Origin of the sequence: Moraxella sp. ZY200743 (assembly GCF_050885545.1) — a bacterium.
Taxonomy (GTDB): Bacteria; Pseudomonadota; Gammaproteobacteria; order Pseudomonadales; family Moraxellaceae; genus Moraxella; species Moraxella haemolytica.
Genome location: NZ_CP091313.1, coordinates 1,820,045 through 1,834,789, shown reverse-complemented (window position 1 = coordinate 1,834,789; position 14,745 = coordinate 1,820,045). Strand labels below are relative to the sequence as shown.

The 14,745-nt window shown below is 42.1% G+C and carries 18 protein-coding genes; 11 read left to right on the top strand and 7 right to left on the bottom strand.

What is annotated here, in order from left to right; translation table 11 throughout:
- Positions 1-142: 142 nt before the first annotated feature.
- Positions 143-283 (bottom strand): hypothetical protein, encoded by a 141-nt coding sequence (locus tag L3D27_RS08980; protein WP_284674642.1) that lies wholly within the window; start codon positions 281-283, stop codon positions 143-145.
- On the opposite strand from L3D27_RS08980, the gene L3D27_RS08975 reads away from it, so the two are divergent.
- Entirely contained in the window at positions 219-1,331 is a 1,113-nt protein-coding gene (locus L3D27_RS08975; RefSeq protein WP_432481910.1) for an FtsW/RodA/SpoVE family cell cycle protein, read from the top strand. The genes L3D27_RS08980 and L3D27_RS08975 overlap by 65 nt on opposite strands.
- A gap of 146 nt (positions 1,332-1,477) precedes the next feature.
- Positions 1,478-1,609, top strand: a complete 132-nt coding sequence (locus L3D27_RS08970) for a hypothetical protein (RefSeq protein ID WP_284673336.1) — start codon at positions 1,478-1,480, stop codon at positions 1,607-1,609.
- Here the strand turns inward: L3D27_RS08970 and gluQRS are convergent.
- The 6 genes from gluQRS to L3D27_RS08940 all read right to left on the bottom strand — a co-directional run bounded on the left by gluQRS (position 1,606) and on the right by L3D27_RS08940 (position 6,058).
- Positions 1,606-2,592 (bottom strand): tRNA glutamyl-Q(34) synthetase GluQRS, encoded by a 987-nt coding sequence (gluQRS, locus tag L3D27_RS08965; RefSeq protein ID WP_432480968.1) that lies wholly within the window; start codon positions 2,590-2,592, stop codon positions 1,606-1,608. The genes L3D27_RS08970 and gluQRS overlap by 4 nt on opposite strands.
- 4 nt (positions 2,593-2,596) lie before the next feature.
- A complete protein-coding gene (dksA, locus tag L3D27_RS08960; protein ID WP_284673334.1) occupies positions 2,597-3,010 on the bottom strand; it encodes an RNA polymerase-binding protein DksA in 414 nt (137 codons plus the stop codon).
- A gap of 221 nt (positions 3,011-3,231) precedes the next feature.
- On the bottom strand, positions 3,232-4,035 hold the full coding sequence (locus tag L3D27_RS08955) for a metallophosphoesterase (RefSeq protein ID WP_432480967.1): 804 nt from the start codon (positions 4,033-4,035) through the stop codon (positions 3,232-3,234).
- Positions 4,014-4,817: a metal ABC transporter permease gene (locus tag L3D27_RS08950; protein WP_432481909.1), complete on the bottom strand. Its 804-nt coding sequence runs from the start codon at positions 4,815-4,817 to the stop codon at positions 4,014-4,016. Before L3D27_RS08950 ends, L3D27_RS08955 begins: the two co-directional genes overlap by 22 nt.
- Positions 4,810-5,574: a metal ABC transporter ATP-binding protein gene (locus L3D27_RS08945; protein WP_373628275.1), complete on the bottom strand. Its 765-nt coding sequence runs from the start codon at positions 5,572-5,574 to the stop codon at positions 4,810-4,812. Before L3D27_RS08945 ends, L3D27_RS08950 begins: the two co-directional genes overlap by 8 nt.
- A complete protein-coding gene (locus tag L3D27_RS08940; protein WP_284673331.1) occupies positions 5,549-6,058 on the bottom strand; it encodes a Fur family transcriptional regulator in 510 nt (169 codons plus the stop codon). Before L3D27_RS08940 ends, L3D27_RS08945 begins: the two co-directional genes overlap by 26 nt.
- Positions 6,059-6,474: 416 nt before the next feature.
- On the opposite strand from L3D27_RS08940, the gene L3D27_RS08935 reads away from it, so the two are divergent.
- From L3D27_RS08935 to atpD, 9 genes are all read left to right on the top strand, one after another.
- Entirely contained in the window at positions 6,475-7,332 is an 858-nt protein-coding gene (locus L3D27_RS08935; protein WP_373628276.1) for a metal ABC transporter solute-binding protein, Zn/Mn family, read from the top strand.
- Positions 7,333-7,589: 257 nt separating this feature from the next.
- Positions 7,590-8,003 carry a hypothetical protein gene (locus L3D27_RS08930; protein WP_432480966.1) on the top strand — a complete coding sequence of 138 codons (414 nt, stop codon included), beginning with the start codon at positions 7,590-7,592 and terminating at the stop codon, positions 8,001-8,003.
- Between the two features lie 348 nt (positions 8,004-8,351).
- On the top strand, positions 8,352-9,245 hold the full coding sequence (gene atpB, locus L3D27_RS08925) for a F0F1 ATP synthase subunit A (RefSeq protein WP_284673328.1): 894 nt from the start codon (positions 8,352-8,354) through the stop codon (positions 9,243-9,245).
- 49 nt (positions 9,246-9,294) lie between these two features.
- The gene (atpE, locus tag L3D27_RS08920; RefSeq protein ID WP_277808831.1) at positions 9,295-9,540 is read left to right on the top strand and encodes a F0F1 ATP synthase subunit C; all 246 of its coding nucleotides are present in this window, start codon (positions 9,295-9,297) and stop codon (positions 9,538-9,540) included.
- 105 nt (positions 9,541-9,645) lie between these two features.
- The gene (locus L3D27_RS08915; RefSeq protein ID WP_284673327.1) at positions 9,646-10,116 is read left to right on the top strand and encodes a F0F1 ATP synthase subunit B; all 471 of its coding nucleotides are present in this window, start codon (positions 9,646-9,648) and stop codon (positions 10,114-10,116) included.
- Positions 10,117-10,128: 12 nt separating this feature from the next.
- Entirely contained in the window at positions 10,129-10,677 is a 549-nt protein-coding gene (locus L3D27_RS08910) for a F0F1 ATP synthase subunit delta (RefSeq protein ID WP_284673326.1), read from the top strand.
- Between the two features lie 33 nt (positions 10,678-10,710).
- Entirely contained in the window at positions 10,711-12,255 is a 1,545-nt protein-coding gene (gene atpA, locus L3D27_RS08905) for a F0F1 ATP synthase subunit alpha (protein WP_432480965.1), read from the top strand.
- A 74-nt stretch (positions 12,256-12,329) separates the two neighbouring features.
- Complete coding sequence (gene atpG / locus L3D27_RS08900) at positions 12,330-13,202, top strand: F0F1 ATP synthase subunit gamma (protein ID WP_284673324.1); 873 nt, start codon at positions 12,330-12,332, stop codon at positions 13,200-13,202.
- 27 nt (positions 13,203-13,229) lie between these two features.
- Positions 13,230-14,654, top strand: a complete 1,425-nt coding sequence (gene atpD, locus L3D27_RS08895) for a F0F1 ATP synthase subunit beta (protein ID WP_432480964.1) — start codon at positions 13,230-13,232, stop codon at positions 14,652-14,654.
- Positions 14,655-14,745: the final 91 nt, after the last annotated feature.

The window sequence follows — 14,745 nt, the reverse complement described above, 5'->3', positions numbered from 1 at the left end:
GCTTGACACTTTGGTGTAACGACCATTATGTCAATTATTGTGTCTGGTTGCTCGGTTAATTTGTAATATCTTTTTTCTATCTGATGAAAACCCCTGCGTTTCAACAAAAAGTCGTTTATAATAGTAAGTTTATATTCATATTTTATTGAGTGGTTTTTAGTACCATGTCTGCATTTTTCCAAAGATTATCCACACTTAATCTGCCATCACCACAGACGATGCTTGTGGTGAGTTTGGGGTTGTTACTATCCTTATCTTTGCTGATGATTGCATCAGCTTCCATCCCTTTTGCCTTAGCTAAAGATTTAAACCCAATGCGGTTTTTTTGGTCGCAAGCGTTTTATATATTTGTCGGTATTTTTGCGGCATTTTCGGTATATAAGGTGCTTCCGCTAAAGATTTACTGCAACTTGAGCTTTTTGGTCATTGCATGGATAGGGGTGATTTTTCTTTTAATATTGACTGAGATTTTTGCCGTGCCGATTAACGGCTCAAAACGCTGGCTGAGTATTGCAGGGTTTAACTTGCAAACTGCTGAGCTTGCCAAGATGGTCATGGTAATGATTGCTGCAGAGTATGTAGTACGCCGTTCGGCAGAGTTTCGTAGCAGTATCTTGGGCGGTGCAAAACTACTGGCTTGGTACGCCCCTGTCGCTGTTTTTTTGATGATGCAACCTGACTATGGTTCAACAGCAGTTATTGTGGCAACCTTGCTTGTACTTGCTTGGATTAGTGGTGCACCTAAAACGCAGTATGTCATGATTGGACTGTTCGTCTTGGTGGTTGGTATTGCAGGTATTTTTCTTGCTGATTATCGCCGTGAGCGTATGATGTCATTTTGGGATCCTTTTGATGACATTCAAAATTCTGATTTTCAGCTATCACGCAGTTTGATTGCTTTTGGTCGTGGTCAGCTAAGTGGTGTGGGTTATGGAGACAGCGTCCAAAAGCTATCACACTTGCCTGAGGCTCACACAGATTTTATTTTGGCGATTACTGGTGAAGAGTTGGGATTAATTGGCGTGGGTTTTGTATTGTTACTTGAGGCAATGATTGTCGTTGCTATCATGATGATTAGTTATATGGCGTTAAAGCGTCGCCAGTTGCGTCTTAGCTATATCGTTTTTGGTTTTGCGGTGGTGATTTTTGGGCAGGTATTCATCAATGCAGGCATGAATATGGGTATCTTGCCAACAAAAGGTCTGACTCTACCGTTTTATAGTTTTGGTGGTTCGGCACTCGTGGTCAATATGATGATGATTGGCTTTATCTTAAAGGTTGCCAAAGAAAGTGCCCGTATTGATTATGAGGGTAATAGTAGAAACTACTAGACTTCTGTAAGTGCTACGCAATAGCCTAATGGTCATGAAAAACACCCTAAAAGTTAGACACTCTAAACTTTGGGGTGTTTTTTTGTCAATCCATAGTGGATTAAACCGCCCTTATGGTACATTATCCGTAATAAAGCATGGTCTAAATGAATATGATGATAATTAAGTCATCAGAATTTCGCCTAAGGTGTGTCAATGCAGATCATCGCTTGGGCGGTTCGGTCATAAAGATTGTCGGCATATTAAATCCAAGATTTTTATTGATGTTGCAGGTTTAGTTGTCATCACTGATGCCGAGCGAGCTTTGCTGGATGAGTGGTTGATTATTCCAATGCTTGATGGCAAATGCTAATATCTCATCAGTCTTGCCGTCCATCATGTCTTTAGGGATGGGCTGTTTTAGTCGTCTTAGGGCATCAATGAGTAAAGCGGTGGGTTGTTCATCTTTGATGGGTTTGGCAAGATTTTGCTTAGAGAGTTTTTGTCCGTCTTTGTTGTGCAGTAGTGGCAGATGATAATGATGGTCGGCGTGGGGTAGTTGACAGGCTTTATTGATGGTTAGCTGTCCAGCAGTCATCGGCAGAATATCTAGACCACGCATGATGTGGCTGATGTTTTGCAGACCATCATCAATGGCACAGGCAAAAATATAGTTAATCATGCCATTTTGGCGTTTGATGACAACATCACCTAGACTTCTAGCAGGATTATCCCAAATAACCCCCTGAATGCCATCATAAAATGCACTTAAAGTATCAGGCAGGCAGAGGCGTATTTTACTGTTTGGATGAGCGGCGTCATAAGAATGATGCAGGCACAGTCGTGGATAAATAAGTGGCTGATTTAAATCTTGAGTTTGACTCAGCTCTTTTGATGCGTGATTAAAGGTGATGGGTTTGGTGTTGTTGTTGTGTGTCTGCAGATATGCTTGTAGCTGTTTGCGTGAGCATTGACAAGCATAGGTTAGGGACTTTAGCATATCTATAAACTCATCATAGATATGCTGGCGGTCAGACTGATAAACGACTTCGCCGTCCCAATGCAATCCCAGATTGTCTAAATCCTGTAGAATAGAAGTGCTATACTGTGCCTTACAGCGTTCAAAGTCCACATCTTCCATGCGAAGTAGCCACTGTCCACCTAGCGACTTAATATGACAAAAGCTCGCCACCGCAGTAGTGAGCGAGCCTAGATGTAAATGACCTGTCGGCGATGGAGAAAATCGCCCAATGATGGGTCGATGCTGGGCGACTGTCAGCATAACATTAGCCTAAGTTTTGCTTTTCTTTCATCTCGGATAAGGTTTTGCAGTCAATACATTGAGTGGCGGTCGGTCTGGCTTCTAGGCGTTTTAGACCGATTTCAGTACCGCAAGTCTCGCAGTAACCGTAGTCGCCTGTATCAATCTCAGCGATGGATTTGTCAATTTTTCTAATCAGTTTGCGTTCACGGTCTCGTGTCCGTAGGGCAAGGGCGAATTCTTCTTCTTGGGTGGCACGGTCGTTAATATCCGCCATTGTACCAGTTTCTTCGTTGATATAGTCTTTGGTTCGCTCTGCTTCTGACATCAGCTCTTCTTTCCATGCCAACAGCATTGTGCGAAAATGCTCAAGCTGTGCATCGGACATATACTCTTCGTCTTTGGCAGGTTCATAAGGGGTGAAAGTTTTGGTATTCATGCGCTTAAAATCCTTCAAAAGTCGCCTTATTGGCTTTTGGTAAATGGCAATGCCCATAGCGCAACCGCATTGCCGCAGAATTTGGGTTTGATTGTGTTATTGATATCCACCGCACAATCAAAAATGCTACATTTTGCCAAAACCTAGCAAGATTTACAAGTATTTTTCTAATACCCACTTGAATCTATAAGGGTAATGGATTGGCATTATTATAAAGAAAGCTAATTTTGTAATCTTTTTACCCAAGTTGCTAGTGTTTTTTTGTTGCAAATGTGTATCAAGCGAAAGCCTGGTGGTGCGTCATCAATGGTAAAATCGTCATGATATGCTAGAAACTGACGGCTACTTGCAGGGCAAGTATAGAGTGAGGTGTTATGTGTGTCAATGCGATGTGCCTGATGTACATGACCACATATGACAGCTTTGATGTTATCAAAACAAGAGAGCGTCTGCCAAAATTCATCATGATTTTGTAGCATGTATTCATCAATCCAAGCAGAGCCGACAGGCTGAGGGTGATGGTGCATGGCGATGATGGTTGGTTGATTACAGGTCAAATGCTTGTTAAGAAATTCTAGATTCTCACGGCTAACATATCCGCCGATTTGACCAGATATGGCAGTATTGATGGCGAGAATCTGCCAAGTGATGTTTGCCATCTTAATGGTGAGTCGTTGCCTGTCAGGTAGTCTATCGTCAAGACGAATGGGCAAAAAAGTGCGTTCATCAAAGGGGAGGTGATGCCCAATTTCGGCAGTAACATCATGATTGCCTGCCAAACACAAAAAAGGAATCTTAGTGAAAATTAAAGTTTTGTATAGACGGTCGTAGCCTTGGCGATTCCCATCATTGACCAAATCACCTGTCAAAAGTAATAAATCAGGCGATTCTTTAAGTGCTAATGTTAGCACTGACAAGAACCGATTAAAGCTACTTTCATCACTAAGATGTAAATCGCTGATTTGAGCAATTTTAAAGATATTGGCAGGTGCGTCAATGTGTGTTAAGTGTCCATGTGTCGGCATTTATGCACCATAAAGAAGCCAAAAAAGACTAATGCTAAAGTCAGCACAATGGAAATTCCTGTCGGTATATCAAGCCAAACACTGCCCCATATACCGGCTGTTACACCACATTGTGCCAATGCCATGGCAACGATGACCATCTGCCTTGGCGACTTTGATACCAATCTTGCACTCAATGCAGGCAAAATAAGCAAACCGCTAATCAAAAGACTTCCTACGGCTTGTAGTGCCACTGCACAAAAACCTGCCAAAAGCCCCATAAAGAATATTTGCTGTTGTAAGGGGTTGACGCCTGCGATGCGTGCCAGTGCTTCTGAAGTGGCAAGTTTGATCTGATTGTTCCAAATCCATGTCAAAAATGCACCACCTAAAGCGATGAGTACACTCAAACGAGGCAGGTCTGCCCAATCAATATCAAGCAAGCTACCAAACAAAAACCCTAATATGTTCGCCTGCTGTTGGGTCAGCTGTGTTAGAGTAAGTAGCCCTAGGCACAGTAGAGTGGCCGCCATGACAGATAAAGTAGCGTCATTGGGTAGCTTGCGTTCATTGATCAAGATGAGCGTGATGACAATCAGTACGCTCACTAAGGTGATGCCAATATCGGCAGGTAAATTTAACCAAGCTGCCATCGCCACACCAAGTAGGGCTCCATGTGCCAAAGTATCTGAAAAAAATGCCATGCGTCGCCATAATACCAAGCAGCCAAGTGGTGCGGATAATAGTGCTAATAGCAAGCCTGCTATCCAAGCAGGGGCGATGATGGGTAGCCAATCACTCATGGGCATCTCCATGCTGATGGGTGCAATCATCGGCATGATGGCAATGGTCATGATGATGAATGTAGGGTTGATAATGACCGAATAGATGAGTAAATTCAGGAGTAAGAGCAATCTGACTAGGCACACCTTGACAACAGATGTGTTTATTTAAACAAATGACTCGTTTTGAACCTTTCATTACCCAATGCAAATCGTGCGAGACCACAAGCATGCCACATGCCAAAAAATCTGGTAGTTCATCAATGAAGTGATACAGCCAGTTTTCAGTGTCTGGGTCAAGTCCTTGCATGGGTTCATCCAGTATAAGCAGTTCAGGCTTGTTCAGCAGTGCCTGTGTTAATAGCACACGCTGCGTCTCGCCACCTGATAAATGTATCATTTGCTTATTAAGCAGTGGTGCGATGGATAGTTTATCTAGTATGAAGCTCTTTTGTTCAGCGGTTAGGTGTGATTTATTGACTTGTGCAAGCAAATCCTTTGCACGAAGTGGCAATATTTCAGGCACGCTAAACCGCTGTGGGACATAGCTTAGAGTTTTGGCATTGTTGATGATTGTTCCTGAAGTGGGTTTGATGAGACCCAAGATGAGTTTAACCAAGGTGGATTTGCCCGCCCCATTTGGACCAATGAGACTGACCATCTCTCCTGCATACAGCTTGATGGAGACATCACTTAGCAAAGCATTATCCCCAATTTGATAACTGATGTTTTGAGCGTGCAATAGTGGCGTATTAGGCTTGGCAGGCACGACAGACACCTTTTAGCTCAATCACGGTTTGATCAACTTGAAATCTGGCATCGTCTTTAGCAAAGTGCATGATGTTATCAACAGGTAGATTGCTACATTCTTCAACGCTTTGGCAGATTTTGCAAATCAGAAATGCTGCTGCGTGCTTAGAGCGTGGATGACAGCATGGCACATAGGCATTCATTGAGCTTAATTGATGGATTAAGCCTTCATTTAATAAGAACTCAAGCGAACGATAGATGGTTGGTGGTGCGATGTTTTTGGTGGTAGCATCGCTGTTTTGACGATTTCGTTGTAAGGCACTAATCAAATCATACGCCCCAAGCGGTTTGTCTGATGCCAAAATAAGTGCATAAACCTCTTCACGCAGTGGTGTGAATCGCACACCTCGAGCTTCGCAGTGAATTTTGGCATCATGAATGCGTTCTGAGATGTTGTGTTGGTGGACGCTGTGATGATGGTTGCAACTACAATGATGGTTTGATGTTGTCATGGTAATGTTCTTGTGCTATGATTTGTCAATTTTTACTTAAGATGCCTTGGCAAGCGTCGCTTAGCTGGGTTGTCTTAAGTGTTTTTTTAAAAGTAGGAAAATAGAGCATCATATTTGATATTGATTTGGCATATTATACCTTATAATATAACTCATGCCATCAAGAAATTTTTGCAGACTGTTAAAAATTGTCAATCAGTAGATGATTTTCTTAGCGATATATGTTATTTTATAACTATATTTTCCAGAAAATCTGTCAGCCTATTTGATGGGGCTTGGCGTATTTTTTGCGTAGAGTTTTTCAAGATTTTATAACAATTAACCAGTTGTATTAACGATAAATAGGCTTAATCACGCAAGGTTTTATTTTGAGCTTAGCATTGATACTGGGGTTGATTGATTTAATAGAGAGATTTATGAATTTTGATCGTTTATTTGCCAATTTTACCAAAGTCGCTGTGTTTACGCCCATGCTGTTAACCGCCATTGCTCATGCAGGTACAGTCAGCGTCAGCAATTATCCATTGGCGTTATTGTCCAATGCCGTAACCAAAGGAGCAGAGCCTGCCACAGTGCTTTTAAAAGCCGGTGATGTCGGTCATCATGGTGAGCTAAGCCCAAGTGCACAAAAGACCATCGCTCAAAGTAGTTATGTGGTGTGGTTTGGAGATTTGCTTGAACAAAATTTGGTTAATGCACTGTCGGATGAGCCAAATGTCATCTCGCTATTTGATTTTAATGCTTTTGAACGCTTGCCACGACGCCATATTGATGGTACGCCACAAGAAGGCAGTTTTGATGCTCATATTTGGCTTGAACCTGAGAATGCCAAAGCCATCGTCAGGGCATTGGCGGTGATTCATAGTCATGCCAATCCTGAGCATCAATCATTGTATCAAAAAAACGCCCAAGAGTTCGCTTCGCGTATGGATCATGCAGTCGCTCAAGTCAAAGTGAATGGTAAGTCGCTACCTTATTGGGCTTATCATGATTCGTTTCAGTATCTTGAGCGTTCAGCAGGTTTGAAATTTTCAGGAGCGTTAACACCTGTTGATCACCTGCCACCAAAAGCAAGACAAATCGCTCATCTAAGTAAAAATCGCCCACAACCACGCATGTGCATTGCTTCTCAAGGGGCGGTTTCTGATGGCATTATCAACAAACTGGGCAATGTTGGTACGATTGTTCGCCAAGAAGACATGAGTGATGGCGATGATTTTGTTGAGGTGTGGACGGATTTAGCCTTAAGTATTCAAAAATGTATTAAAGGTTAGTCATTGCCAGCACGCCCTGACCCATGGTTGTGGACGAATCGTATCATGATTTTTATAAAAAATAATGATTATTTTAATGCAATAATTGCTAAAACCTATTGCCATTGTTAACAAAAGTTTTTATAATACAGTCGTTTATGCACACACTAAAGGCTTACTATCATCAAACAATGCAGAGGGCTTATGTCTCTTTGCCATTGTCGGTTATCATAGCTATGTGTTAGCTTTCCTGTCTATCCGATTTAAACGATAATGTGATGACTGTTCCAGCAAGACGCACCCAAAAACAGCAAGTTCATGCCATGCAGGTTCGCCAAATTTGGGCAGTCTTGATTGTGGCAATCTTAGCCATGATTGTTGAGCTGTATGGTGGTTTGGAGTGGTTTGGTGGTCATGGGTTTATTGACACCAAGAGTTTATTGTGTGGTGCATTGTTACATTTTTTGGCTCAATATGTATTTACCTTTGTAGCCTATCGTCTTACAGGGGCGAGGGTTCGCCAACAGATCATGCTCAATATGTATCTTGGGCAAATGTTAAAATGGCTTGTGGTCATGTTGGGCTTTGCGTTTATTTTCATTTATTTAAAGCCAATATTGGCGATGCTTGTGATAGCAGGTTATGTCATCATGCAATTAGTGTACACACTTAGTATGTGGCGACTGGCTTGATTTTACAATTTTAAGTGCTGTTTTTTATTAAATCGTAAAATTTCAGCAAGGAAAAGTATATTTTCCTTTACATATGGGCTTGACTAAAGTAAGATAGTGACCTAGCTATTAATGTAATTATTGATAAAATTTACCCCATATTGGATGTTGATGGTCTTTTTTGTCAAATGCCGTTACTGGTAATTTGCAAGACCAAATGGATAACAAGACCAAATGGATAAATAGTATCTTGCTCAAAAAATAAATAGGTCAGCTATGTTAGTTGCCTGTGATGTTTATCATAGATTTTAGTTCTGATTAGGTGTTTATCACCAAATCTTTTGTTTGACTTAAGATAAGAAGCTTATTATGGCAGCCGAACAAACATCTTCAGATTATATTGCTCACCACTTAACCAACTGGACTTTTGGGAATCACCCAGAGCATGGCTGGAAAGTGGCGTATGATGCCGCTGAAGCCGCAGAAATGGGTTTTTGGGCCATTCATTTGGACTCCATGCTGTGGTCTATTGGGTTAGGCATATTTTTTTGTGCGTTGTTTTGGGTAGTAGGGCGTAAGGCAACCTCTGGTATGCCGACCAAACTACAAGCTTTTGTTGAAATGATTGTAGACTTCGTTGACAATAGCGTACGAGAATCTTATAACGGTCCTTCAAAGCTTATCGCACCATTATCCTTGACGATCTTTGTTTGGATTTTCTTGATGAACTTGATGGACTTGATTCCAGTGGACTGGATTCCTTATGCCGCTCAAATGGTAGGGCAGCATGTGTTTGGACTAGATCCTCATCATGTTTATTTTAAGATTGTCCCAAGTACCGATCCAAATATTACTTTAGGTATGGCACTGGGTGTGCTCATTCTAATCATTGGGTTTGGTCTAAAATATAAAGGTGTGGGTGGGTTTATTGCTGAATTTACATTACACCCATTTAGTGCAAAAAACCCATTGCTACAAGCAATACTTATTCCTGTAAACTTAGTTCTTGAGATTGTAACTTTGCTTGCAAAGCCAATTTCTCTAGGTCTGCGTTTATTTGGTAATATGTATGCTGGAGAGCTTATCTTTATTTTGATTGCTCTTATGTATATGTCTAGCAGCCTATTTGTCAAAACTTTAGGCGTACCATTACACTTGGCATGGGCAATTTTCCATATTTTGGTTATTACTCTTCAGGCGTTCGTGTTTATGATGTTGACGATTGTTTATCTATCGCTCATCTCACAAACATCAGAACATTAATTGAAAACTTTTTAAATTTTATCCTTCGATAGGTCATTAAGGAGACATCATGGATCCAGTAATCGCTCAGTACACTCTACTTGCAGTAGCTATTCTAATCGGTCTTGGCGCACTAGCTACCGGTATCGGTTTTGCTCTATTAGGCGGTAAATTCCTAGAGAGTACCGCTCGTCAACCAGAACTAGGTTCGCAACTTCAAACTAAAATGTTCATCGTAGCAGGTCTTCTTGATGCCGTGCCAATGATTGGTGTTGGTATTGCAATGCTTCTATTGTTCGCCAACCCATTCGCATAAGCTGAAACTGTCAGTTTAACGCTCATTTCTGGTCGTGGATTTGCCTTGCAATGATACGACCTAGAATTGGCTATCACCTGACTTTCACTAACAACGAGGTGATTGATGAACATTAATGCTACATTGTTTGGTCAGTTGATTGCTTTTGCGATTTTTGTGTGGTTCTGCATGAAATTCGTATGGCCACCATTTATCGGTGCTATCAACGAACGCCAAAGAAAAATTGAGGAAGGCTTAAATGCCGCCGAAAAAGCCAAAGCAGATTTGGCTTCTGCTGAACAGCAGGTAGAACAAGAATTTGCTGCTGCAAAAACTGAGGCTGCTTCTATCATTGAGCGTGCCAATAAAACCGCTAATCAGATGATTGAAGATGCTAAAGAGCAGGCTCGTCTAGAAGGTGAGCGTATCATTGCACAAGCACATGCGACTGTCGAGCAAGAAGCTGCTCAAACTCGTGAACAGCTACGCTCTCAAGTCGCTCACCTAGCGGTACTAGGTGCAGAAAAGATTTTGCAAAGCAAAGTCAATGAACAAGAACACGCTAACATGCTAGACCAGTTGGCAGCTAAGCTGTAATTAGAGGAAATCATGGCTGAACTATCCACCTTAGCAAGACCCTATGCCAAAGCGGCATTTGACTATGCTAAAGAGCAAAATGTAATTAACAATTGGGAGAACTTTTTGTTAATTGCAAGCAGTATTGTAAGTGATGAGTCTTTTTCTTCACTGCTAAGCAATCCAGCCATTTCTGCAGAGCAAAAAACTGCCGTCTTGATTGATATCTATGCTTCACAAACGGCAGAGCAACCTTCTGACGCATTGGTTAATTTTACCAAGCAGTTATCAGAACATGACAGACTGGCTTTATTGCCTGAAATCCATACTCATTACAGCAAATTTAAATCACAAGAGCTAAAACAGGTTGACGCTTACGTTACTTCAGCCTATCCCTTAACCGAAGCCCAACGTAAAACCTTGCAAGAGAAACTTGCAATCTCAACAGGTTCGATTGTGATTCTGCATGAAGCAGTTGATCCGGAGCTTTTGGGTGGTGCAACGATTAAAGTGGGTGATAAGTTTACCGATGGCTCAGTGCGTGGTAAGTTACAACAATTAAAGACGCAGCTAACTGCCTAAGCAGAAAGCTGACATTTTAAAGGAAACAAGGCAATGCAACAATTGAATCCAGCCGAAATCAGTAATCTGATTAAGCAGCGCATTCAAGACCTTGACATAAGCGCAACTGCAAAAACTGAAGGCGTAATCGTCAGTGTCTCTGATGGTATTGTGCAGATTCATGGTTTAGAAGAAGCCATGTATGGTGAGATGATCGAGTTTGAGGGCAATGTTTATGGCATGGCACTTAACCTTGAACAAGACTCAGTGGGTGCTGTTGTTCTAGGCGATTATTTGAGTCTGCAAGAAGGTCAAAAAGCCTATTGCACAGGTCGTATCTTAGAAGTTCCAGTAGGTCCTGAACTATTAGGTCGTGTCGTTGATGCATTGGGTAATCCAATTGACGGCAAAGGTCCAATCAATGCAAAATTGACTGATAAAGTTGAAAAAATTGCACCTGGTGTTATTGCTCGCCAATCAGTTGATGAGCCTGTAATGACTGGCTATAAAGCTGTTGATACCATGATTCCTATCGGTCGTGGTCAGCGTGAGCTTATCATTGGTGACCGCCAAACTGGTAAAACTGCATTAGCTATCGATGCCATTATTGCTCAAAAAAATTCTGGCATTAAGTGTGTGTATGTTGCCGTTGGTCAAAAACGCTCAACCATCGCTAATGTCGTGCGTAAACTTGAAGAAACTGGTGCATTAGAATACACCACCGTTGTTGTGGCATCAGCCTCTGAGCCTGCAGCACTTCAGTATATCGCACCATATTCTGGCTGTACAATGGGTGAATACTTCCGTGATCGTGGCGAAGATGCACTGATTGTGTATGATGACCTGTCTAAGCAAGCGGTTGCTTATCGTCAAATTTCACTACTACTACGCCGTCCACCAGGGCGTGAAGCCTATCCTGGCGATGTATTCTATCTACATTCTCGCCTACTAGAGCGTGCTTCTCGTGTTAATGCCGATTATGTTGAAGCATTTACCAATGGTGAAGTTAAAGGTAAGACTGGCTCATTAACCGCACTGCCTATTATTGAAACACAAGCAGGTGATGTGTCTGCATTCGTACCTACCAATGTTATCTCTATTACTGATGGTCAGATTTTCCTTGAGTCAAACCTATTTAACTCAGGCATCCGCCCTGCGGTAAACGCTGGTATTTCGGTATCTCGTGTTGGTGGTGCTGCACAAACCAAGATCATCAAAAAACTGTCAGGCGGTATTCGTACAGCTCTAGCTCAGTATCGTGAACTTGCTGCATTTGCCCAGTTTGCTTCAGATCTTGACGATGCAACCAAGCAACAGTTGGAACACGGTCAGCGTGTTACTGAGCTGATGAAGCAAAAGCAATATGCACCGATGTCTATTGCTGATCAGGCGGCAGTAATTTATGCTTCTAATGAAGGCTATCTAGCTGATGTACCAGTTGAGAAGATTGGTGCGTTTGAAGAAGCGTTGTTGCGTAGCCTACGCAGTGAACATACTGCCTTGATGAATGAAATTGATGAGACTGCAAACTACAATGATGACATTGAAAGTCGTCTAAAAGCAGCCATTGAATCGTTCAAGGCAACAGGTAGTTACTAAGTAGCTAATAAATGGTGTGCTAAAGATTAGCACACCAAACCTTATTTAAAAATAAGTCCAGTATTGGAACAATTATGGCAAGCTTAAAAGAAATACGTGCAAAAGTAACCAGCATTAAGAGCACTCAAAAGATTACGCGTGCAATGCAAATGGTGGCTGCCAGTAAAATGCGCCGAGCTCAAGAGCGTATGGAAATGGGTCGTCCTTATGCCGAAAGCATGTCCCGAGTGATTACGCATTTGGTGCAAGCACAATCGGATTATAAGCATCCGTACATGGTAAGCCGTCCAGTCAATCGTGTGGGCTTTATTGTCGTTACTTCAGACCGTGGTTTGGCAGGTGGTTTGAATATTAACTTGTTCAAAAACCTTCTAAAATCAGTAAAACAATATCAAGACCAATCGGTTGAAATTGAATTTGCAGTCATTGGTTCAAAAGGCGTGAGCTTTTTTAAGAACTTTGGTGGCAAAGTAAGTTCGGTATTGACAGGCTATGGCGACAGCCCAAGCTACGAGCAGCTCAGCACCCCTGTGCAGGTAATGCTTGATGACTACAGTGAAGGTCGTTTAGATCGCATTTATTTGGTTTATAATAAATTTATCAATGCCATGACGCAAAAGCCTTCGGTAGCACAACTTGTGCCACTGCCAGAGGATACTTTTGCCGATGATGTGAGTGTATCGCATAGCTGGGATTATATTTATGAACCAGACACCAAGACTTTGATTGATAGTCTGATGGTGCGTTATATTGAGTCAATCGTTTATCAAGCAGTACTTGAGAATATCGCTTCAGAGCAATCAGCGCGTATGGTAGCGATGAAAGCTGCAACAGATAACGCTGGCAATTTGATTAAAGATTTACAGTTGGTTTATAACAAGCTGCGTCAAGCGGCGATTACCCGAGAAATTTCGGAAATCGTTGGCGGTGCTGCCGCTGTTTCTTAGCCGAACAATGAATTATAGGAGAACGCAATGAGCGGTCGTATTGTGCAGATTATTGGTGCGGTAATTGACGTTGAGTTTAGCCGTGGTCAAGTACCCCAAATTTTTGATGCACTAAGTGTTGATGGCACTGAAACAACTTTAGAAGTGCAACAGCAACTTGGTGATGGGGTTGTGCGTACCATTGCAATGGGCTCGACAGAAGGTCTAAAGCGTGGTTTATCGGTTTCTAATACTGGTGCCCCAATCTCTGTGCCAGTTGGTCAAGCGACTTTAGGTCGTATTATGGATGTGCTTGGCCGTCCAATTGATGAAGCTGGTCCTGTTAATGCTGCAGAAAAATGGTCAATCCATCGTGATGCACCAAGCTATGATGAGCAATCAAATTCAACCGAGCTACTCGAAACTGGTATCAAAGTTATTGACTTACTATGCCCATTTGCAAAAGGTGGTAAAGTTGGTCTATTTGGTGGTGCTGGTGTTGGTAAGACCGTTAATATGATGGAGCTTATCAATAACATCGCTTTAAAACACTCAGGTTTGTCGGTATTTGCTGGTGTGGGTGAGCGTACTCGTGAGGGTAATGACTTTTATCACGAGATGCAAGAAGCAGGCGTTGTTAATACTGATGACTTTACCAAGTCAAAAGTAGCGATGGTTTATGGTCAGATGAACGAGCCACCAGGAAACCGTTTGCGTGTTGCTTTGACTGGTCTAACCATGGCGGAATACTTCCGTGATGAAAAAGATGAAGCTACTGGCAAAGGTCGTGATGTATTGTTATTCGTTGACAACATTTACCGTTACACCTTGGCTGGTACAGAGGTATCAGCATTGCTAGGTCGTATGCCATCTGCGGTAGGTTATCAGCCAACTTTGGCTGAAGAAATGGGTATTTTGCAAGAGCGAATCACCTCAACGCAATCAGGTTCTATTACTTCTGTTCAAGCAGTATATGTGCCTGCAGATGACTTGACCGACCCATCTCCTGCAACGACCTTTGCTCACTTGGATGCAACTGTTGTATTAAGCCGTGATATCGCATCACAAGGTATTTATCCTGCGGTTGACCCACTAGACTCAACCTCTCGCCAGCTAGATCCACAAATCATTGGTGAAGAGCATTATAATGTTGCTCGTGGTGTACAAGAAGTGTTGCAACGCTATAAAGAACTAAAAGACATCATCGCCATCTTGGGTATGGATGAGTTGTCTGAAGAAGACAAGATGATTGTTTATCGTGCTCGTAAGATTCAACGCTTCTTATCTCAACCATTCCATGTGGCAGAAGTCTTTACAGGTGCACCTGGTAAGTATGTTTCACTTCGTGATACCATCGCTGGTTTTAAATCGATCATCGAAGGCGAATACGACCATCTACCAGAGCAAGCTTTCTATATGGTTGGTAGTATTGACGAAGCGGTTGCTAGAGCTGAGAAGCTACAAGCAGCATAAGTTTAATATTTCCCCAATCACTTGCTGATAGGGCGGAAATGACAATCACTCAATGAGTGGTTGTCATCATTAAACTTAACATAGGAGAGTA